Raw genomic sequence first — 21,532 nt, forward strand, 5'->3', positions numbered from 1 at the left:
TATTTTACCCTTCTATCATCATATTGAAACCATCCCGCAGGGCTGTTAAATCAGGGAATATAAAATGATCCGGTTTTAAAATTTCAATGGCCTGTATCAAAGCATTCACATGTTGCACCTCTATCTTTTTCTGATCAGGGCTGCCTATCATATCCCAAACCTGGCGGTAGCTTTCTATCACTTTTTTTGTATCAGGCATTTTACTTTTTTCTGCTGAAGCTTTTAACATCCATAAACACAATTCTATGTTTGAAGTAATGATGCTGTCCCAGTAATCATTATGAATAATTACAGTTTCAGGCAGGCTGCTTTTCGTTTCTTTCAACAGTTTTATTATAGCTGCCGGTTCTTTTGCATCCCATGTTTCCAAACCCGCCAGCACAAGTATGTTCTTAAGTGAAGCCCAATTTATATAAGCATTAATATTTTTTTCTTTCGACGCTTCAAATGCCAGCAGGTAATTCTTATAAGCAGATGCTACTGCCTGCTGCGCTTTTGCTTTATTGTTTTTATAGAAATATATTTTTCTTTTAAAAGCGCTGCCTAACAATATATACCGCTCTGCCGATGGATTCAAATGGATTAATGCCTGCAGGTCTGCTATAGCTCTGTCAAATTCTTTTTGCATCGGGCCTGTTGGCAAGCCGCTGTCAATACCGGTTATTAAATGCTTAATCCTTATGTTGCAATATTGCTCTGCTGCAGCAAATGAGTAAGATGCATTTTCTGAGTATAACAATGCTTCAAATTTTTTTATAGCCGCTTCATAATCGTTTAAAGCTTTATAAATAAAAGCTTCCATTTCTGTGATGCGCGGCGTTCTCAGCTCTTGCTTTTCCACTTCTTTTATAATCTGTGCAAGCTTGTTTTTAATGGCTTCCTTATTTACATCAGGCGTGTCTAAGTCGCTCAGCAAATTATTAAGATCGGTTTCTGCCTGTTCTGATATGATATAATTTTTTTCCGTGCTGCTACCGCCCCGCTCATTCAATTTGTAAAAAGGATCGCCATAAGTTTGATAAGCGCCCCAGGTGTTTTTGTTCCTGTAATTATCATATATATTTTCCCTTGCAGCTTTTACGGCTTCACCAAAAGTTTTTCCCTGGAACATGCATTCATAAAACTTCATGGCGAATGTTAAAGCAGCTTCATCGTCAACCGCCCAGCCTGCAACAATAACGGCCTTTACACCATTATTAATTAATTGCGTACCAATATTAGCAGCCAGTTTAAACCGCTCCTGGAAAAGCGATTCAGCTACGCCGTTTGTTTTACCAAGAAAACAACAATTTACAAATACCAGTTCAGGCGTAGTGCTCATTTGCGCTATTTCTGCAGTAGTAAGAAAACTGTTCTGGCCAATCACCATGCCTGACGGCTTATCCGGGTCTTCATTAAAAACCCCGTGGCCCGCCAGGTGAATGATCTTGTAGTCAGCACTTACCAGTGCAGGCACTATTGTTCCTGCAGATTCATTAAGCAGTGTTCTTGCATTATAACCCTGGCCGGTTAACAACTTCGATACTTCATCGGCTTCTTTATAAGCGCCCGGTAATTGAGGAAAGAACCCTTTAAGATCAGGATCGCCAACAACCAGCGCTGTACTTCCCGGAACCGAGTCTATTACAAGCCTGCTGTTTGTAGTAACCAACTGGCGTATCATACCTGCATTTATACAAAGCGGGGTTGCATCCTGGCTTTTATCCTGCAGTAGTTCCCAGGGAAAGCCTGCCGTATATTCATCCAGTACCCATATTATATTGCCATGTTTTTTTAACCGGCTTTTAAAATCGTTTGGTATAAGCAGTTCAAAAATGGCTCGTGCTTTTTCACCGGTCCAGTTGTTATCAGTTGATATTTCTTTCATTAAACCATCTACAATGCCGGTACAGGTATAAACAGTTCGCAGGTCTTCTCTTGCCGCACTGGTTGATATGGAAAAACGCATGCCTGTTATTTCAGCCTTTTTATTCTCCTGCTTTGTTATAGTTATACGATTCCACCAGTCGTTGGTTTCATCAAGCAGCATTTGTTTTTTAGCGCCCGGTATTTTATTTAAAGTGTTATTTGTGATGGTGATATTTAAAGTGCCGCCGGCTTCTTTACCCAGCCTGCGTATGGCATACATGCACCGCAAAGCTGTGTCTTCATACAGTTCCGCAAATTCAACACATTCTATATGTTTTGCTTTTTCTTTAAAGAGGCTGCTGATTTTTGTATTGGCATTGATGATGCCCTGTAAAATTGCATCAACTGAATTTTCAACGGAGAGGCCGCCATACCCACAGGCAATAATTAATGATGTAACGCCAAGCGGCTGTTTTACCTGGTAACCCGAATTAAGATTTTGTTTATTGATGATGTTTATAAGATATTTTTCAATGCTTAATTCTACCGATTTTGCCAGTTCAAAACCTGTAAGGCTGCCCGGTTCGTCTAACCCAATAATAATAGCGCCGGGAAAACCACCGTTGCTGTAAGTAAGGTGTATATCATGCGTTCCTATTTCGCCGGGATATAAACCCAGCTTATGTTGTTGTGATAAAATGCCATTCAACAAACCGTCAATACGGGCTTCCGCATATAACACACCATCATTTTTAAAATGACCGGCTAAAACAGGATAGGATGCATATTTAAGATCACCGTGCGATACCGTTACTTTTATGGGCAGGTCGCTTATGCTGATGCTTTCATCTGATGACGGCAGGCTTAATAATGTATTGGCAAGGCCTTCAGGTGAAAGATCAAAGTCAGTGGTTTCCGGTTTCCGGAATACTTTTTTATCGCCTCTTATAACCGGCCTGTTCTTACTGATGAGATTGGTTTCGCCCTTTTCCAGTATCTCTTTTATCGCATTAAAAATTGCAGGTGTATTGGATAAGGCACCATGCGAATAATTTACGTAATAAACCGTGCCGGCGTCAATCATAGGTTTCGGAATGCCAGACTCCCATGTTACGCTTTGATCACCTTCGCCTGTGCAGTAAAACACAAGCTCTTTCCCGCGAATGGTTTCTTCAATACTATAACCGCAGGGCGTTTGTTTGTCATGCCCGGCTATATAAACAGCGTTGCTGTAATCAATATCCTTTGATGCTTTTAGAACGGCATCGCGATATTGTTGAAAGCCTGATAATAATGCTTTGTTCTCTTTACCTGCAACAGGCCAGCCGGTATCGCCAAATGCATCGCACATTTTTTCCCATATTCCAATATCAGCAAAATCATTTTCCTTATCAATAGTAAATGGCAAAAGGCTGAGTATGCCAGGGAAGGTGGCAAACATTTTTATCAGCTCTTTTTTGGAATGAGCAATATCAATCTTGCTTAATTTATTAATGATATCATCTTCGCCAAAAAGCACCGTATTAATGCGGAATGAACCGCGCAGCGGAGAACCGAGGAATAATAATTTAAAATCTTTAGATGTATTTAGCTTCTCCCATGTATCGGGATGAAAAACCATGAAATCCCGCACCAGCACACCGCCCATGGAATGGCCTACAACTTTAATAGGTTGGTTAAGTTTTAATAAGGCTATAATCTTCTCATTAAATTTTGCTGCAGATTCTTTCAGTGATAAACGCCAGTCGAACGCAAACGTTACCACGTCATATTTATCCGCCAAAGCATCGCCCAATTTTTTATACGATGTTTTAATAATGGAAGAAGTGGATATATCATTATTGTCTAAAGAAAGGTTGCTTAAGCCGCCGGTAAGAAACTTAAAATAATTGATCCATAAAAGACCGTTGTTGTTTGCTAAAGAAGATCCCATTATACCAGGCAATAAAATCACAACGGGCTTTTTACCGGAAGGTTCTCCGGTTGAATATTCACCGCCGTCAAGGCCAAGCGCCGCATTCCTTTCGGCTTCGCCAATGGTGCCTCTTGAAAATTCAGAAAAGCCGGTTACAGGCCCTGCTACTGTTTTAAGCGCGAGCAAAATGGCTTCATTGGTTTTCTTGTTTTTAAAATAACTGAAATGATCTACGTCTGCGCCTTCATCAAAAAAATACTCCAGCTTGTTTAAACGCTTGGAGCCGCAATACATGGATTTGGTATTTACAACCAGGTCGTTTTCTTCAAGATAAAAAAGCTTGCTGGCAATTATAACGAGCGCCTTAAGGTTAAGCTTTGTTTTACAATTGCCCGCTATGGCTATAACAGGATTGCTTAACAAAATACTGCCGCTTTGATTGTTTTGATTATTAAGCACCGTAATAAACGGTGAATCCGGTTTCATGGCTTCGAGACCGGGCAAAACATTTATATCATTCTTTTGATCTATCAAAGCTACCAGCAGGCTCTTCATAGCCGTGTACACGGGGCTTACGGCAAAGCCCGGGATGAGGCCAAGCAGGTTTAAACTGATATTGAAAAAATGATCGAGCCGTTTTGAAATTATAGTTGTTCCGCCGGCCGGGCAGGCAACGCGTACAAATTTATTGACAACAAACTTTTTTTGCGGACTTAACTGTTGCAGCAATCCTATCTGTTTAATATCATTACTTCTGTCTTCTTTATTCAGCAAACTCTTTTCCTGTTCAGAAAAACCCATAACAACACCATTACTGAAACGGCATAAAATTTCGCCAACCAAACCGCCACGCGAATGCGTTATAATATGAAGGATGGCATTCTTAGGCAACTGGTTTATTAAATCCACTGCATTTTCGAGCGGGCTTTTGGTTAATGTTTCATGCTGCAATGCAAGTATATTATTGCCATAGCTGCTTACAATATAATCCCACAGGCTGGTGCCTTTCAATTCAGCAAAAGAACCTGTTGTGGAAGAGTTGGTACCGTGTATGAATAAAACGAATGGCCTTGATGCATCAATACCATCTGGTTTCACAAGATCAAAATCTTTTGTAATCCTTACCAGGCCGCGCAGGCTGTCCAATTGCTTTTTTTCGAGGTCTTTTGCAAGCTCGCCCATTATGGCGCCTGCACCTTTTTCCTTTACAAAAAGATTCAGCACTTTCAGTGCAATTTTTCCAAACAGAGAGCGGCTCGCATCAGGATGTTCCAATTCAGATGGTAATTCCAGCACGGCTTCACCATCTCTTTTCTGAACAACGCTGCCGGGGTATAATTCTTCGAGTGTGTCGGACGGGCATAACCATCTCGTATTATCATCAAACACCAGTTCAACCAGGTTGTCCGGCGCAATTTCGAGCGATGGCTTTTCAGCATCCCCTCCTCTTTGCACGGCAGATACAAGAATGCTGTCTTTTAATACAATGCCCGGTGTTTCATTTTTAATTTTTGTTACATCTTGTTTTTCCCCGTTTACAGAAAGTTTCAGTGTTTTCATGATTTGTCAGTTAAGAAGAAGAGATACTTTATTTATAAAACCGGAAGTTTTTAGTTAAGATTATTGCTTGGAATCGGCCTCTTTTTGCCTTTCCACATCCCTTATGTAAATAGAATAATCCAGTTCTGCATAACGGTTGGTAAAAGGATTATCTGTTCTGCCCAACTGGTTAAAGTTGCCGCCCAGATCTGTAAAACTTTGAAAGCGGGTGAGTAAAGGTTTATCTTCCACATCTTTAAGCAAATTGCCCACAATGCCTGCCACCTGGAAAATAATACCGCTGATGGTTGTAAAGCTGGAAGCTGTTTTTAACAAGGAGCCTAATTGCGATGTAAGGTCTTTAAAATTGTTATCGTCTTTGGCGGATGCCACAACCGCGGCTGTATCGCGTAATCCTTTCTTGCTTTTTAAAAGCGATGACATGATGTGAATCTGCGAAGGAGGCTTTGGCGTATCATCTGCTTTCTTCCAGTAAAATAAAGTACGGTCAACCGCCAGTGTTTGTTTATCATCCACCTTTTCAAATCCGTTAAGATTTAAATCAATTTCAGAGGTGGAAAGATCAGATAAAACAATGTTCATAAAATAAATGGTAGCAAGGCCGGGAAAAGGGCCGAACTTTCTTGTTTTGTTATCAATGATGCTGGCTTTTGAAAGCCGTACTTCGATACCGCTTATTTGTTCGGAAGTAGGAATATCACCGCGAACAGCAGAACGCAGCTCCTCTGTTTCTTTAAAATTATATTCCTCTACATAGAGGTTTTGCTGAAAGTCGATCATAGTATGAAATTTTAGGTGTTTTTATTATTGTGTTATAAACTTTAAAGGAGAATCTTCAAGCAATGTTTTCAGTTTGGTAATTTGTTCTTCCGTGGTACTCTTCATCCAGGTTTCCGGCGCTTTTGCATAAGCAGCATTCAATGCAGCCTGCGCTTTATCATCTTCATTCAAGCCAACAAATGCTTCTGCCTGCGAAGCCTTTACCCAATACCATGTTTTAAAATAATCTTTTAAAATATCGGGTGTTACTTGATGCTCATCAGGCATTGGATTTTTCTCAAACCATTCCTCACATATTGTTACAACTTCTATTCTTGTGCGGCGGGCATTAATAAAGTCTGTAATGGCTTCTGCGTGATCTGTAAGCTGTGCGGCACGGGCATTTAAAAGAAAAGCGTAATTAATACCGTTGTAATAATCATTCCTTAAATAAAATCCTCTTTTATAAGCGCGGATAGCTTCGTTTAAATAGTCAAGCTGTTTAGTTATTTCCCAAAGCCGTTTGTGCACAGAGCCCCACAAGCCAAGCGTTTCTGTATCATTGGATGTTTCAGGCTTCATTAAATTAAGTAAATGATGTGCTTCGGTCAGCGCTTCTTTTTCTGTGGGGAATTTGCTTTTATAAGTTACCAGTGCCAGCCTTTGCAATAAGTATGGGTCTTCCGGCTGATCGATCACTTCAACGGTTGCCTCGGCCTGCTTTCTTTTCACTTCGTCTTTCATCATATTTCGTATAGTAGAAAGCAATGCTTTTGCCGTAATCCAATCGCCTTTTGCTTGTGCATCATCTACCTGCTGCATTAAAGCGCTGTGTGTTTGATCTGGCGCAGCCGGAGGTTGAGGAGCCTGTGGCAATGCAATTGCCGCAACCGCCGCTACGCTTATGGCTTCTATTTCCGGTGGCATTAATGCCGGCAGAAAAGTATAAACAGGACTGTCTTTATCAGGAGAATTTTTTTCAGCAATTTCTTTTACCGCTTTTGTTAACTGCTCCCTGAAACGCATCACTTCGTCAAAGCCAATATCTTCTCCCAGGTGATGGTATTGACGGATGGTAATATGATTAATATCGAACGGAAAAACTTTAAACCCATCTTCGCAAATAATAATGGTTGTATACGGCCGCAGGGCATGGCGCACGCCTAATTCGTAAATAGCATTTTTGTTGGAAGTTGAAAGATCAGCAACCACTACATCGGCGTTTAAAAGCTGGTCGTACATGGGCACGTCTATTACGCCGGAATGCACAATTTCATCGGCGCGGATGCAGGAAAGGCCGGCAGCTTCCACAGCAGGTTTTATCATATTCCTATACGATTTGTCAAGGTCCAGAACGCGGCCTGTTTCAAAGTCTGTTTTCTTCCCAAACCCCATAACAACAAAACATGTTTTCATTTGTGCAAGTTTATTTTTTGATAATCTCATGCCCGCCTGAACGGCACAGTCGGGCAGGGAACCTCGCTATGTACATTTTCTTGTGTAGAAAAAATTATCCTGCCCGGTTTCATAAACTGATCATTAGAAATTAAACTGAATTTGCAGGTGTAAACATCCTTAATCTCAGCGCAAATCATACAGTGGTTTTCCCCGATTGGTTACAGGAAAATAAACTGCAGTTATATTTTCTTTATATCGATAATTCCAACAGCAGCACCTTTTTCTCTTGTCATATTAATCATGCCTTTAGTGCCGCCTTTTCCATCGCCACCGCCACCATCCCATAAAGCAATCAAGCTCATGTTTTTGCCACCGTTGACAAGGGCTTTTTCAAGCATCCATTCATTGGTGCGTTCATAGATATTCATGCTAGCAGCATCGCCTTCATTTTCTGGCAATACATAATAAGGCAATTGTTTAAGCAGCTTGTCAAAACGTTCATCCCATTGTTTACCGGCAAACGATACAGACCCTTTTTTAAATTCTTCGGGTGGCACTGGCAGATAAATTTCTGAAGGAATGCCAAGCTGCACACAGATTTCATGAAACAATATATCGCCGCCGCATGCGCCGCTTGCAATGCCCTGCAATGGTGATTCTATTATTAATTTCTTATGGAATAAACGCAGTTTTATTTCCCGCCTGGCTTTTTCTTCTTTATGTGCAGGAAATCTTGGTGCCTGCCTGTCTTTTGCATCTATCATGTGGCCGGTGAATAAAATAAAATGCTTCATGCGTATTATTTACTATAATTTTTAAGCTAGTTTGAAAGAGCATTGAAAGCGCAACCGTTATATACAACTATTGACAATTAGAACCACGTAGCACCATAAGCCAAACCGCAGTTTAGCCGTTATACCAAAAAGTCAATTATCCGTCAGAGAAAATTGGCAAAATGTTCTTTCACTTTTACCTGCTGTTTGCCCACAGTGCGGCCCACCTCACGTAACTGGGGCATATATTTTGTTGAGTCCATCTCCCTTACGTTATCACTATCAATATGGCCAAGGCCCGCATTTTTTAAACCTTCCACGCTAAGGTTCGCATTATATCTTGCATAGGTAAAATGGCGGCTGGCATCGCTGGTAAGTGGTAATATTTTACCATCTGCGCCAAGCGGTGTCATATCGCCTAATTCGAGGTCTATTGGGGCGCCAAAAACACAACGGCCAACCGTACGGCAATTTATATCCTGGTCAACCTGCATGGCATACATTAAATTGTTGGGCAGCTCTTTTAAAGTCTCCAGCAGGTTATCATATACGCCGGGGCTTGGGGCAGAACCGGTGCCAACAGAAACGATGAGCAATTCCTTTTCGCCTGTTTTCCAGTTAAGATTATACGGCGCCTGCGTAGCCATACGGTACATTAAAAATGCCGGATTATTATAAGGCGTAACGCCACCATCAACAAACACAAACGTTTTATCCGGGTCTTTCGGGTCCCACTGTAAAGTTTCCGGCCTGAAATACGCAGGCGCTGCTGTACTGGCACGCACTAACTGGTATAACGGAATCTGCAAATTGCAATCGGGAAGAGAAGGATCATTAAATTTTGCCAACGGATTATTGCTGATGGGCCACGGAGAATCTGTTGAACGGTTCATGGTTACCACCAGCAACAATGTTTTAAAAGCGCCGGATTGCAGGTCAATATTACCAGAACCGAATGTATTCTTCAACTCCTGCAACAGCGGCCCGTCATTATAAAAATATTTTACCCTTTTCAGCAGGAAAGCTTTATCAAACATTGCTTCTCCTTTCTGCTGGTAAAAGTCAAGCATTTCCTGCGCCGATTTGCCTAATGATAAACCTGCTGCTATAATGGCACCCGTGCTGGTGCCACCGATGTAATCGAAATAATCGGCCAGCACAAATTTCTCATCTGCATTTAATGCAGCCCTTAACTGCGTTTCAAGTTCCAGTAAAATTTCAAGTGTAAGCACACCGCGTATGCCGCCGCCGTCCAGTGCAAGCATTTTTCTTGGTTGCGTTGTTTCATAACGTTGTTGTAATGGCCCCCAGATTGACATGGTTATTAATTTAAAATTTATTAATCAGTTCAATGGCATAGACGTAATTTTTCTATACACTGAAAACATGAGGATAATGGAGATTAGCAATGTTAGCTATGCTAATATATTGATTTATTGGATGGAGAAAAAAATAATATATGTTTTGCTGAAAGCTGTGAGCCCGCTAAAAAAATTTTTCTAACTAAGGCCATAAGTAAACAAGAAGTTCTTGCGACGGGTGCGAGTGCGGCTTACTTTGGACTGCGCGTGTATTGAAATGGTGTTAATAATATCAAACAGATTAAACATAATTTTTACTCAGCCTAATACGGGGAAAATGCAAATCTCAAAATTTTATGGATGGCGCTTGAGATAATTTTGTAAAAACAGGCATATAACTATAATTATAAGTGCATTTTTCAAAATAGATTATTGCTTTATTGTAGGAGATGTAAGTAATTTACCTTCATACCATTGATATTCAAATAAAAAAGTTTCATCTAATAATGCTTTATACGATTTTCCTCCCGGAAAGTTCCTGATATAATTAGTATCAGTCGCACTTGATTTTTTATAAAAATAGATATGGTAGTTATCAAATTTCTTCGAAAAATCATTGCTATACTCTAACACATATTTCTCTATTGCTGTATGTGACTGATCATTTTTTGCATAATTGAAGACTATAAAATAATCGCTTCTATTGTATTGCAACTTACTTCCTGCCTGCACCGTATCTATTTCGGTCAGCGAATCAATATGTTTAATATAAACTTGTTCTTCTTTACAGGCAAACACAAGAATCAGCCAAAGGCAATATCTCATTGAAACGTATGTTGGTTATTGACACCATCCTTAGATTTCTTGCAAGAAAAGTGTTATGCACTAAAATATAAAATTCTATAAAACAAAAAGGCCCGGAAATGTGCTTCCAGGCCAGTTCCTATCACAAAAAACCCTTGCTTATTTAGCTGTTGCTTTTACATCCAGTCCAAGTTCAAAATCCTTGCTAACCATCCAGTCTGCCGGGTTTCCTTCTGCGCCATAGCTAAGTCCCCATGAAGTTCTGTCAACTAAAAATTTTGCGGCGATATCAACATTTGAATCGCTAACCATAATTTTTGCGGGAAAAGTTATATTGATTGTGCTGTCTTTTATAGTAAGGTTCCCGCTTACCAGATGGGTGGCGCCATCTGTGAGGCTTTTGGCCTTTGAAGAATCATAAGGTGCCACACCTGTTACAACAAATTTTGCAGTTGCATATTTTGCAGCATCAAAGAAATCAGGGCTTTTTAAATGGTTCTGCAGGTTAATTGCTTTTTTATCTTTTTCTGTAACAGAAGCTGAATCAACCCATAAACTGTTTACATCAACCGTAAAGCTTCCACCTGTTACAGCACCGTTTTCAACGGCAATACTGCCGTCGGCAATTTTAAGCGTTCCATACCTGGGCGCAAACCCTCCTTTATGGGTTGCCCTCCAGTTAACAAGGCTGTTATTAATATCGGCCAGATATTCTTTGCCTGTTGCTGCCGCAGCTTCCTGTTCGGAAGTTGTTGCAGCTTTATCTGATGAACTCGTACATGCGGTTAGCGTAATTACTGCTGCTGAAAAAATGAAAATCAGTTGTTTAATCTTACTCATTGGGATGTGTTTTTTTAATTGATACTGCAAAATTAAGTGTTTATACATGTATTTTGCATGTTTATACATATATTTTTATTTTAAAGAAATAAGATAATAGATATTAATTAGTTGTGTTTTAGCTAATAGAAGTTGAATGGCATGTAAGATGTTTATACATGCGACAGAACCGGCTTATTGATTAAACCGGAAAGCCGTTAAACTTTGAAAGCGTTAAATTATCTCAGCTCGCTTGTATTTACACGGGCAGGCGTATCTTTTCCTAACACGATGGAAACAGAGCTGGCAGCAATTGCTTTGATTATTTCTGCCATGTTATTCAGGTCAAGTGTTCCAATTTCATCTTTCTGGGTATGATAATATTTTTCAGAATCCATTTTTGATGTGGAAATAGTATGCGCCGGAACGCCTTTCCTTGCCAGCGTGGCATTATCAGACCGGTAAAACAACTGTTGTTCGGGATATGGATCAGGATAAAATTTAAACTTGCTGCCTTCAAGATTTTTTTCAAGAATTTTGCCCATATCGGTTTTTTCATAACCGGTTATATAGGCAGAATTGATGCCCCATTTACTCTCCGTACCAATCATTTCAATATTAAACATGGCCATTACTTTCGAGGGATCGAGTTGGTTGGAAAAATATTCGGAGCCAAACCCGCCTATTTCTTCTGCCGTAAATGTTACAAATATTAATGTGCGTGCATTATTATTTAATGCCTTGAAATACTTCGCCAGTAATAATACAGCCGTAGTTCCGGCGGCATCATCGTTGGCGCCGTTGTAAATGGAATCTCCTGTAGAATCTGGCTCGCCAATACCGAGATGATCATAATGGCCAGAGAAAACAACGTATTCATCTGGCTTTGTTTTACCGGGTAATACGCCTGCCACATTATTCAGTTCCTTTTTGCTGATGGTATTATCCAGGTTGATGGCAAATGAATTTGCTTCTTTAACACCAAATACAATAACAATTGATTTTGCCGTAGAATCCATGGAAGAGCTTCCCATACTTACTAACCTGCCTGCAAACCGTTTTAAAGAATTATCTGCCAGCACCAGCTGGTTTTTTGCGCTGCCAAATATCTGCCCTATTTTACTGCGCAGCTCGGCTACAGAGTCAATATGCACAATTTCAACAGCATCATTCTGCGTGAGGCTAACATGGGGTGCAAACGAAATAACGGCGAGGTTTGAATCAGCAATGGTAACACCATCAATTGAAACATTGGCGGTATTATTTTTTGTTTCGGTCATGTAAAAAACCTGGCGGTAACTGTTTAAGCCCGGAAGGAATTGTAATCCTGTTTGTTTAAATTCATTTTCAATAAAAGCAGATGCAGCGGCTATACCCGGTGAAAAAGTTTTGCGGCCCTGCATGGCATCGGAAGACAGGACTTTTTCAATGCGCTCCACCTCTGATGTTGTAATTATTTTATTAACATCCTGTGCCGATAAAGCAATACTGAATCCAACTAACAGCAATAACAATAAAAATTCCTTCCGCATATAAATAGGTTTAAAAAGATAAAGATAAAGGCAGGTTTTATTTTTGAACCAAAAGATTGATAAGTTCAAATTCTATTTTCTTGTTAAACCCTCCCTTATATATCTTTTTGAATTACCTTTGCAGCCTTTATTTTTGAAAGGCATACGTTTTAACCGCCCCGTAAGGCGGAAGCGGTTTGAATGTGGCACATAATTTAGAATACAACACTTGAAATGCCGCATTTAATATATCTGGCATTTCATCTGCAATAGAAAAAAACAAACATTCAGATGAAACTTTCCCAATTCCGTTTTGACCTTCCTCTTAACCTTATTGCACAAAACCCTACAAAGCGTCGTGAAGACAGCCGCATGATGGTTGTACACCGCCAGACAGGGCAACTTGAGAACAAGCATTTTAAAGACATTCTTGATTATTTCGATGACAAAGATGTTTTTGTAGTAAATAACACAAAGGTTTTTCCGGCGCGCATGTATGGCCGCAAGGAAAAAACCGGCGCCCGCATTGAAGTGTTTTTACTGCGTGAACTGAATAAGCCCAACCGCCTTTGGGATGTAATTGTTGATCCGGCAAGAAAAATACGCGTAGGCAATAAATTATATTTTGGTGAAAATGATGAACTGGTTGCTGAAGTAATTGACAATACAACAAGCCGTGGCAGAACCATTCGTTTTTTATGGGAAGGCGACGATGCAAGCTTTCGCAATATGCTTGAATTTTTAGGTGAAACACCACTGCCTAAATACATTAAACGCAAGCCTGACGAAGAAGATAAAGAGCGTTATCAAACCGTGTATGCAAAAAATGAAGGCGCTGTGGCTGCACCAACAGCCGGTTTCCATTTTAGCCGGGAGCTGATAAAACGCTGCGAAATAAAAGGTATTCGCTTTGCCGAACTTACGTTGCACACAGGTCTTGGCACTTTTCGCCCGATAGAAGTGGAAGATCTCAGCAAGCATAAAATGGATGCTGAATATTACAGCATTGATGAAGAATGTTGCCAGATTGTAAATAAAGCAAAAGAAACCAGCCACCGCATCTGTTCCATCGGCACTACTACTATGCGCGCCATGGAAACAAGTTTTACTGCACAAAAACTTTTAAAGCCAAGCGAAGGCTGGACAAACATTTTTATTCATCCGCCTTATAACTTTAATGTTGCAGACAGCCTGGTTACCAATTTCCATTTGCCCAAAACAAGTTTATTGATTATGGCTTGTGCATTTGCCGGCTATGATCTTGTAATGGAAGCTTATAAAAAAGCAATAAAAGATAAATACCGTTTCTTTAGTTATGGTGACGCCATGCTGATTATTTAAGAGAAGGTTTAAAGCTGAATAACAAAAAACCGGTTGATAACATATCAGCCGGTTTTTTTATGTAATTACTATGGGTAACAATTTTATTGATACAGCTCCACAATCACAGAATATACATGCTTATTGCCATTCTTATCAAACGATTCTATAGTAATCATTTTTTTATAGCTGCTTTTTGTGTCCTTGCTTTCTTTTACAGAAATAGAATCACCGGTTGCGGCAATCATTGCTTCAAGCTGTTTAAAGTTTTGGTAAGAAATGGCCTTCTGCAATTGCTCTGTATTAAGCTGCACATTCGCTGCCACAGCCTGTTTAACTTCAGGCATGACTAACCGCAAAGAATCTAATTGCTGGCTTACATTATAAAGATAATTCTGCTTAATCGCCAATTCATACCCGGCTTGTTTCAGCTCCGTCTCCCTGGTATTTATTTTTGCTTTGGAAGCTGTTTCCTTCTCTGCCTTTTGTTGTTGCTTAATCTCATTATCTTCCTGCCTGGCTTCGCTTTCCGTCAATTGTGCAACGGGCTCTTCTTCTACTTTATTCATAGCTACATTCGCAATATGCGTGGCAGATGCAGTATTAATTTTAGCAACATTTACAGGTTGAAATGCATGTATTGGTTGTCTGTTGTCAGACGGGGAAATAAGCATGCCAACAGCTATAACTAAACTGAATAATCCGAATAATACTGGCCTGAAACCAATTGTTTGATGATGAGCTTTGTCATTATGCAACAACCTTTTTATTCTCAGCAGCAGCAGGTTTTCTTTTCTGCCCTGCAGCGGCATAGCTATGGCAGGCATAGTTTTTAACCTGCCGAGTTTAAACAAAGCTTCAGCATAGTGCATTGAATTATACCTGAACTGTAACACCCAGTCATCACAGGCATTCTCTCTTTCCCTTTCAATAATCTCCCCCAGCATGATTGAAAAAATATTAAAAAAGAATATTTTTTCAACGAGGCTTTGCAGCATATACAAAAGATAATCGGCGCGTTTTATATGCGCAAGCTCATGCAGTATAACGGCCTCGAGCTGCTGTGTTGAAAGATGATTAACGGCCGCAACCGGAATTAATATAATGGGTTTGAGAAAACCTGTTGTAAGCGGGCAGATAACTTTATCGGATAAATAAATTTTTACTTTTCTATGTATGGAAAATAACTGTGCACATTCCTGAACAAATATTCTTTGCTCAGCAGCAATTTTTCTGAGGCCCTGTTTTTTAATTTGCTGTGTATTTCCAAATACAAACGAAAGTTTTACAAGTTTATACAGTAATATACCTAAATATAAAGCCGCGGCATAAGGCATTACTGCGTTAATAAAAGAACCTGCATTCGTTACAAAATCAGCATTGCGGGCATTGATGATTATTTTACCGGTGCCGGTTTTATAGGCGTTGATGCATGTATAAATAAATAAAGCAAAACCGCTTAACTGAGCGCCATAGGCAAGATTGAATTTTTGTGCAGCAGAAAGTTTAAAATTTCTCAAAACCACAATCACCGCAAGCCACAAAACCCCCATCTGCCACACGCTAGCAATAAGGCTGTAAGCTAATGCCTGTAAAAAAGACGATTGAGAGAATAACTGCACGTTAGTTATTTTTTAAGACTATCCAATAGCTGCTGTATTTCGTTCAACTCTTCTTTGCTTGGTGTATGCGTGCCAAGCGCCTGCATTACCAATTGAGATCTTGAGCCACTAAACAATGTATCCACCATTTTATTTACCAGTTGCTGCTGCGTTTTTTCCCGGCTTACATTGGCCTGGTAAATATGTGTGCGGCTACTGTCATCGCGAATAACCAGGCCCTTTTCAAACATAATCTGCATCAGTTTAAGCGTGGTGGTGTAACCGCAATCCTTTGTTGCCGCCAGTTCTTCATGTACTTCCCGCACAGTGGCCTCACCTTTATCCCACAACACCCGCAGTATCTCCAGCTCACTATCGGTGGGTTTTAAAGCTTTCGTAGTATTCATTATTATTATTTTAACAGCGGCAATGTACGATTATATTCGTAAAATGAACGTTAAGAAGAAATTTTTTTGATGAAAGGCCAAACATCGTCAGGCTTAATTTAGTTTTAATTCGGGAAAAACGCAACATAAACTAACGCTATGGCAGCATCCACTATAAAAGAAATAATAGAGCAGCTTAATGAAATTGTTGATCATTCCATTGCCACCGGTAGCAGGATGGGCTATTTTGCTGTATTGTATAGATGTGTAACAGAATCTGTTGCACAAAAAATTAATGAGGGATATTTTGATGATGGCCCGCGCATGGAAAAGCTGGATGTGTTATTCGCTAACCGCTACCTTGATGCCTATAATACTTATGCCGCCGGAAATGCTTGCACTACTTCGTGGCAGCTTGCTTTTGACGCAACCAAACAATGGAAGCCGATGGTAATGCATCATTTATTGCTCGGCATGAATGCGCATATCAGCCTTGACCTTGGCATTGCAACGGCTACCATTTCGCCCGGTGATAAAATCAATGATATTCATAATGACTTCCTGAAGATAAATGCGTTGCTCATTGCCATGATAAATGATGTAAAACTTAAGCTGTTTTCCATGTGGCCACTCAGTAAATTAATTGCGAAATTGAATACCGGCGATCTTGAAAATTCTATGGCAGGGTTTTCCATGATCGTAGCGAGGGAAGCGGCCTGGCAGGTTGCACTAGCGTATGCACCATTGCTAACCGAAAATGCGCAGCAGGCCTATATAACCGGGCGTGATAAAAAGGTAAATGCTTTTGGCAACCGCATTTTAAATCCCGGCGCATGGTCTTCCACTGTTATGTATGCATTGCGGTTATTTGAAACGGGAACAACAGCTTCTAAAATTAACAAGCTGAATAAAGAAGTAACAACGGCATAATTTATCCCAACACTTTAATGTTTTTCCGTTTAATATAATCATGCCACAGCAGCATGGAGGCAACCGTTCTGTAGGGCCGCCAGCTTTCCGCAATGGCCAGCATTTCTTCCCTGGTAATGGCGGCATGCAATTGTTTTATATGCTTTAAGCTGTTTACCAAAGCAATATCGCCTAAAGGAAAAAGATCGGCGCGTTGCAAAGCATGCATGAGGTAAACATCAACCGTCCAGTCGCCTATACCTTTTATTTGTTTTAAGGTTGTGCGAATGTCATCGTCTGTTGCAAGGTTTATTTTTTTAAGATTGATCTTTTTTGAAATAACCGCCTCTGCCAAAGCCCGCACATATATTATTTTTTGCCGGCTGAAATAACAGGTTTTCAAATCTTCATCAGATAATGCCATTATTTTCTTGGGTGTTACAAAACCAATCTTAGCTTTTAGTTTGCTGAAAGCCGCATAGGCCGAAGCCAGCGAAACCTGCTGTTCAAGAATGGTAAGCACCAGCGACTGAAATATAGCAGGTCTTGTCCACATGGGCGGCAACCCCCATCTTTCTACAATACCTTTCAGGTCGGCATCTTTTGCAGCCAGTGCATGGCATATTGAATGAAAATCTTCTTTATTATATGTGTGAAGCATGAAAGGTGGATGTTTAAAACGGCAGCAAAAATAGCTTAACCTTCATCATTCATTTTCTCAATAAAATCATAATCCGGCGCCAGGCAATCAGTACAGCAGCGTTATTATCACACCAGCACATTACTTTTGCTTTATGCGAAGAATAGCAGTTGCAAAAGGCGATGGCATCGGCCCGGAAATAATGGATGCTACATTAAAAATATTTTACGAGGCAAAGGTTCCGCTTGAATATGTAACCGTTGATATGGGCAAATGGGTATTTGATAAAGGTTTTAATACCGGTATGACGCCCGAAGCCAGACAAACCATAGAAACGCTTGGCATTTTATTCAAAGGCCCGATGGAAACGCCGAAAGGAAAGGGCGTAAAAAGCATCAACGTTACAGCGCGTAAAACCTGGAACACATATGCCAATACAAGAACTTTTCAAACCCTGCATGGCGTTGACACGGTTTTCAGTAAAGCGGGTATCCCGATTGATATAACCGTTGTGCGGGAAAATATTGAAGACACGTACGGCGGTATTGAACACATGATCACCAACGATGTAGCCATCAGCCGCAGAATCATTACGCGCCCGGGCAGCATGCAGGTTATTAAATATGCTTTTGAAATGGCGCGCAAGAAAAAAGCACGCCGCATAACCTGTGCTCATAAGGCCAATATCATGAAGATAACCGATGGTTTATTTCTTGAAGTTTTCCAGGAAGTAGCCAAAGATTATCCTGATCTTAAAGCCGATGATGTAATAGTGGATGACCTTTGCATGAAGCTGGTTACAAAACCTGATACGTTTGATGTAATTGTGCTTACCAATTTACAGGGCGATATAGTAAGCGATCTCTGCGCCGGGTTAATTGGCGGTTTAGGTTTTGCACCGTCGGCCAATATAGGCGATCATATCTGCATATTTGAAGCCGTGCATGGCACAGCGCCGGATATTGCCGGAAAGAATATTGCCAACCCCACAGCATTATTGTTAAGCGGTATCGGCATGCTGCGCCATCTTGGTTTAATGCAAAGCGCCACCATGATTGAAAATGCCTTGCTTTATACCCTGGAACAGGGCGTTCATACCGGCGACTTTGGTAATAAATCAATTCCTTCAGTAAATACAACACAATTTGCAGAAGCCATTATCAGCAATTTTGGCAAGCAGCCGGAACAGGGCGCCAAACCGCTGTTAAAAGATGCGCCGGTTACAGCAACCATGTTTAAGCTGAATGAAAATGTGATGCTTGAATCGGCCAATGCGCCTGCGGAAAATATTATTGGTGTTGACTTTTTCATTGAAAGCGATGAACAACCTGTTTTTATTGCAAATAAATGTCTTCGCCACGGCGGCGTAAAATTCAAACTTATCAATATCAGTAACCGAGGCACGCAGGTTTGGCCAACAGGATCGGTTTATACCAATCTTGTAAACCAATACAATGTGCGCTTTGAAAGTATTGATGATACACTGTTAAAGCAGCAGGATATATTGGGTTTATACGTAAGCCTCAGCGGTGATTTTAAAATATGTTCATCAGAATTATTATTGATGCTGGGTGACAAACGGGCTTATAGTTTGGCGCAGGGACAGTAGAAAAGTCAACAGCTAACAGTTTACCGTCAACAGCCGTGCATATTTTTTGTAGCAATGCCTGTGAATTCTGCCCGCTTGTATTGTAGTATTCCATGACAACAATATGAAGCAATGCCGCAGAGAACAAAGCAGGGATATCAAATAAATGAATTAGCAGAATAGATTTATTCAAATATTATGAGTGGTTTAAAAAACGATCTATTATTAAAAGCATTAAAAAAAGAACCTGTTTCCCGCCCACCCGTATGGATGATGCGGCAGGCTGGCCGTTACCTTCCTGATTATATAAAACTTCGTAACAAATACGATTTCTTTACGCGGGTGCAAACACCGGAACTGGCGGCAGCAATAACGTTACAGCCCGTTTACCAGATTGGTGTTGATGCTGCCATCATCTTTTCAGATATTCTTGTTATTCCGCAGGCAATGGGCGTAGAAGTATTGATGGAAGAAGGCAAAGGGCCATCATTGCCAAAAACTATCAAAACAAAAAAAGATATTGATGCACTCAATATTGAAAATGCAGCAGAGCATTTGAAATATGTATTGGACGCATTAACGCTTACTAAAAAAGAATTGAATGGTTCGGTACCCCTCATAGGCTTTGCCGGTGCGCCATGGACAATCTTTTGTTATATGATTGAAGGCAAGGGCAGCAAAACCTGGGATAAGGCCAAACAGTTTGCATACACTGAACCTGAACTCGCGCATCAGCTACTGCAAAAAATTACAACCATTACCATTGACTATTTAAAGGCGCAAACAAAAGCCGGCGCTGATTGTGTACAGGTGTTTGATAGCTGGGCAGGCAGTTTATCGCCGGAAGATTTTAAAAACTTTGCACAGCCCTATCTTTTACAAATTGCAGATGCCGTAAAAGACGATGCACCGGTTATTTTATTTCCAAAAGGCACCTGGTATGCTTTGGAAGATTTAAGTAAATCTTCCGCATCAGCTATTGGTTTGGACTGGACAGTTTCGCCGAAACAGGCAAGAATACTCACTAATAACAATATCACTTTACAGGGCAATTTCGATCCGGCTAAATTGCTGGCGCCGGTTCCGCAGATAAAACAATGGGTGAAAGAAATGATAGATGCTTTTGGCGCTCAGCAATACATCGCTAACCTTGGCCATGGTATTACGCCAAACGTTCCGGTTGCTCATGCAAAGGCATTCGTGGAAGCAGTAAAGGAATATGCCTGATATTCTGCTTTAAAAATTTTAAATAGAAATAAGGCCATACTATTTTTCTGCCTTAAATTTCCACTATAAATTTATTGGAAACATATACCCTTAATTATGAAATCCCTTTTATTGCTTTTTTATTGCTGCATTCCTTTGCTTATTTGCGCCCAGCATTATGAACGATATTATGATTTCAGGTGGAATCCCTGTTCATCTGCAGAAGCCAGATTTTATTCAGAACTGAATAAGAAAGATGATGTATGGGAAAGAAAAGATTATTTCATTCATGAAAGAAGCCTTCAAATGATAGGCAGTTATACAGATACATCCTGCAAAATACCTGTGGGACATTTTGAATATTATTATCCAAACAAAAATCTGGAATCTATTGGCGTTTATAAAAACGGAAAGAAAGACAGTGTTTGGTTAACCTATTATCCTAACCAAATAATGAAAGATTCCAATACCTATCTGGATGGAAACGCAATAGGCATAAATATGTCATGGCATTCCAATGGTTATTTAATGGATTCATCTGCTTTTAATGCAGATGGCAGCGGCATTGAAATATCCTGGTTCGATAACGGGAATCCATCTGCGGCAGGCCGGTACAGCGCTGGTTATAAGCAAAACGGGAAATGGCAATATTTTCATAAGAATGGAAAATTAAGCGCAATAGAATTATATGATAAAGGCGCTCTTATTGATAAACAATATTTTGATGAAGATGGTAATCCGGTGCTTGATACAACTAACATGGATAAGCCTGCTGAATTTCCCGGTGGAAAAAAGGCCTGGCAAAAGTTTTTACTTAAGAATGTTTATTTTCCATCACAATATAAGTTTGAAAATGCTGATAAAGCAGTAGTTGTAATTGAAGGCACTATTGATGAAAAAGGTAATATGACAGCGGTTGAAGTGAATACGCCTTTATACCCGCCATTTGATAAAATAGCCGTTGACGCTGTAAAAAAATCACCCAAATGGATTCCCGCCATACAGCACAACAGGCATGTGAAATATCTTTTTCAGCAGGCAGTATACTTTTCGCAGCAGTAGCCTGCCTGTTAGCCAGGTAAATAAATGAACAGCGTCCGGTTATCAAATCCATTAAATGCACGTGTGCGCACAATATTGTTCGTTTTCGGACAGTTTTTACAATAAGCTGGTTTCTAAATTATTGTAATCAAA

At 40.2% G+C, this 21,532-nt stretch carries 16 protein-coding genes; 5 read left to right on the forward strand and 11 right to left on the reverse strand.

Going from position 1 to position 21,532, the window contains the following annotated elements:
- Positions 1-4: 4 nt before the first annotated feature.
- The 8 genes from ACTHN6_RS12235 to ACTHN6_RS12270 all read right to left on the reverse strand — a co-directional run bounded on the left by ACTHN6_RS12235 (position 5) and on the right by ACTHN6_RS12270 (position 12,709).
- Entirely contained in the window at positions 5-5,323 is a 5,319-nt protein-coding gene (locus tag ACTHN6_RS12235) for a CHAT domain-containing protein (protein ID WP_440436049.1), read from the reverse strand.
- Between the two features lie 60 nt (positions 5,324-5,383).
- Complete coding sequence (locus tag ACTHN6_RS12240; RefSeq protein ID WP_440436050.1) at positions 5,384-6,103, reverse strand: hypothetical protein; 720 nt, start codon at positions 6,101-6,103, stop codon at positions 5,384-5,386.
- A gap of 24 nt (positions 6,104-6,127) precedes the next feature.
- Positions 6,128-7,498, reverse strand: a complete 1,371-nt coding sequence (locus ACTHN6_RS12245; RefSeq protein ID WP_440436051.1) for a TRAFs-binding domain-containing protein — start codon at positions 7,496-7,498, stop codon at positions 6,128-6,130.
- A gap of 221 nt (positions 7,499-7,719) precedes the next feature.
- Positions 7,720-8,274, reverse strand: coding sequence for a hypothetical protein (locus ACTHN6_RS12250; protein ID WP_440436052.1), 555 nt, complete (start codon positions 8,272-8,274; stop codon positions 7,720-7,722).
- Between the two features lie 143 nt (positions 8,275-8,417).
- On the reverse strand, positions 8,418-9,572 hold the full coding sequence (locus tag ACTHN6_RS12255) for a patatin-like phospholipase family protein (RefSeq protein ID WP_440436053.1): 1,155 nt from the start codon (positions 9,570-9,572) through the stop codon (positions 8,418-8,420).
- Between the two features lie 411 nt (positions 9,573-9,983).
- Positions 9,984-10,379 (reverse strand): hypothetical protein, encoded by a 396-nt coding sequence (locus ACTHN6_RS12260; RefSeq protein ID WP_440436054.1) that lies wholly within the window; start codon positions 10,377-10,379, stop codon positions 9,984-9,986.
- Between the two features lie 138 nt (positions 10,380-10,517).
- Positions 10,518-11,198 carry a YceI family protein gene (locus tag ACTHN6_RS12265; protein ID WP_440436055.1) on the reverse strand — a complete coding sequence of 227 codons (681 nt, stop codon included), beginning with the start codon at positions 11,196-11,198 and terminating at the stop codon, positions 10,518-10,520.
- Positions 11,199-11,416: 218 nt separating this feature from the next.
- Complete coding sequence (locus ACTHN6_RS12270) at positions 11,417-12,709, reverse strand: M28 family metallopeptidase (RefSeq protein ID WP_440436056.1); 1,293 nt, start codon at positions 12,707-12,709, stop codon at positions 11,417-11,419.
- 270 nt (positions 12,710-12,979) lie between these two features.
- Between ACTHN6_RS12270 and queA the strand changes: the two genes are divergently transcribed.
- The gene (gene queA / locus ACTHN6_RS12275) at positions 12,980-14,029 is read left to right on the forward strand and encodes a tRNA preQ1(34) S-adenosylmethionine ribosyltransferase-isomerase QueA (protein ID WP_440436057.1); all 1,050 of its coding nucleotides are present in this window, start codon (positions 12,980-12,982) and stop codon (positions 14,027-14,029) included.
- Between the two features lie 83 nt (positions 14,030-14,112).
- Here queA and ACTHN6_RS12280 read toward each other — a convergent pair whose 3' ends face one another.
- Entirely contained in the window at positions 14,113-15,630 is a 1,518-nt protein-coding gene (locus ACTHN6_RS12280) for a M56 family metallopeptidase (RefSeq protein ID WP_440436058.1), read from the reverse strand.
- 5 nt (positions 15,631-15,635) lie between these two features.
- Positions 15,636-16,016 carry a BlaI/MecI/CopY family transcriptional regulator gene (locus tag ACTHN6_RS12285; RefSeq protein WP_440436059.1) on the reverse strand — a complete coding sequence of 127 codons (381 nt, stop codon included), beginning with the start codon at positions 16,014-16,016 and terminating at the stop codon, positions 15,636-15,638.
- 138 nt (positions 16,017-16,154) lie between these two features.
- Between ACTHN6_RS12285 and ACTHN6_RS12290 the strand changes: the two genes are divergently transcribed.
- Complete coding sequence (locus tag ACTHN6_RS12290; protein WP_440436060.1) at positions 16,155-16,925, forward strand: DUF5995 family protein; 771 nt, start codon at positions 16,155-16,157, stop codon at positions 16,923-16,925.
- A 1-nt stretch (position 16,926) separates the two neighbouring features.
- Here ACTHN6_RS12290 and ACTHN6_RS12295 read toward each other — a convergent pair whose 3' ends face one another.
- Positions 16,927-17,565 (reverse strand): DNA-3-methyladenine glycosylase family protein, encoded by a 639-nt coding sequence (locus ACTHN6_RS12295; RefSeq protein WP_440436061.1) that lies wholly within the window; start codon positions 17,563-17,565, stop codon positions 16,927-16,929.
- Positions 17,566-17,698: 133 nt separating this feature from the next.
- Here ACTHN6_RS12295 and ACTHN6_RS12300 point away from each other — a divergent pair, with 133 nt between their 5' ends.
- The 3 genes from ACTHN6_RS12300 to ACTHN6_RS12310 all read left to right on the forward strand — a co-directional run bounded on the left by ACTHN6_RS12300 (position 17,699) and on the right by ACTHN6_RS12310 (position 21,400).
- A complete protein-coding gene (locus ACTHN6_RS12300; RefSeq protein WP_440436062.1) occupies positions 17,699-19,153 on the forward strand; it encodes an NADP-dependent isocitrate dehydrogenase in 1,455 nt (484 codons plus the stop codon).
- Positions 19,154-19,330: 177 nt separating this feature from the next.
- A complete protein-coding gene (gene hemE, locus ACTHN6_RS12305; RefSeq protein ID WP_440436063.1) occupies positions 19,331-20,359 on the forward strand; it encodes a uroporphyrinogen decarboxylase in 1,029 nt (342 codons plus the stop codon).
- Positions 20,360-20,455: 96 nt separating this feature from the next.
- Positions 20,456-21,400, forward strand: a complete 945-nt coding sequence (locus ACTHN6_RS12310; RefSeq protein WP_440436064.1) for an energy transducer TonB — start codon at positions 20,456-20,458, stop codon at positions 21,398-21,400.
- Positions 21,401-21,532: the final 132 nt, after the last annotated feature.

The sequence above is a fragment of the Parafilimonas sp. genome (assembly GCF_051953455.1).
In the GTDB taxonomy this organism is placed as follows: Bacteria; Bacteroidota; Bacteroidia; order Chitinophagales; family Chitinophagaceae; genus Parafilimonas.

What these genes read in the sequence shown, in the direction of transcription:
- ACTHN6_RS12245 (WP_440436051.1), bottom strand. Translation starts at nt 7,498, where the DNA reads ATGAAAACATGTTTTGTTGTTATGGGGTTTGGGAAGAAAACAGACTTT.
- ACTHN6_RS12235 (WP_440436049.1), bottom strand. Translation starts at nt 5,323, where the DNA reads ATGAAAACACTGAAACTTTCTGTAAACGGGGAAAAACAAGATGTAACA.
- ACTHN6_RS12290 (WP_440436060.1), top strand. Translation starts at nt 16,155, where the DNA reads ATGGCAGCATCCACTATAAAAGAAATAATAGAGCAGCTTAATGAAATT.
- hemE (WP_440436063.1), top strand. Translation starts at nt 19,331, where the DNA reads ATGAGTGGTTTAAAAAACGATCTATTATTAAAAGCATTAAAAAAAGAA.
- ACTHN6_RS12270 (WP_440436056.1), bottom strand. Translation starts at nt 12,709, where the DNA reads ATGCGGAAGGAATTTTTATTGTTATTGCTGTTAGTTGGATTCAGTATT.
- ACTHN6_RS12285 (WP_440436059.1), bottom strand. Translation starts at nt 16,016, where the DNA reads ATGAATACTACGAAAGCTTTAAAACCCACCGATAGTGAGCTGGAGATA.
- queA (WP_440436057.1), top strand. Translation starts at nt 12,980, where the DNA reads ATGAAACTTTCCCAATTCCGTTTTGACCTTCCTCTTAACCTTATTGCA.
- ACTHN6_RS12265 (WP_440436055.1), bottom strand. Translation starts at nt 11,198, where the DNA reads ATGAGTAAGATTAAACAACTGATTTTCATTTTTTCAGCAGCAGTAATT.
- ACTHN6_RS12310 (WP_440436064.1), top strand. Translation starts at nt 20,456, where the DNA reads ATGAAATCCCTTTTATTGCTTTTTTATTGCTGCATTCCTTTGCTTATT.
- ACTHN6_RS12260 (WP_440436054.1), bottom strand. Translation starts at nt 10,379, where the DNA reads ATGAGATATTGCCTTTGGCTGATTCTTGTGTTTGCCTGTAAAGAAGAA.
- ACTHN6_RS12250 (WP_440436052.1), bottom strand. Translation starts at nt 8,274, where the DNA reads ATGAAGCATTTTATTTTATTCACCGGCCACATGATAGATGCAAAAGAC.
- ACTHN6_RS12240 (WP_440436050.1), bottom strand. Translation starts at nt 6,103, where the DNA reads ATGATCGACTTTCAGCAAAACCTCTATGTAGAGGAATATAATTTTAAA.
- ACTHN6_RS12300 (WP_440436062.1), top strand. Translation starts at nt 17,699, where the DNA reads ATGCGAAGAATAGCAGTTGCAAAAGGCGATGGCATCGGCCCGGAAATA.
- ACTHN6_RS12255 (WP_440436053.1), bottom strand. Translation starts at nt 9,572, where the DNA reads ATGTCAATCTGGGGGCCATTACAACAACGTTATGAAACAACGCAACCA.
- ACTHN6_RS12295 (WP_440436061.1), bottom strand. Translation starts at nt 17,565, where the DNA reads ATGCTTCACACATATAATAAAGAAGATTTTCATTCAATATGCCATGCA.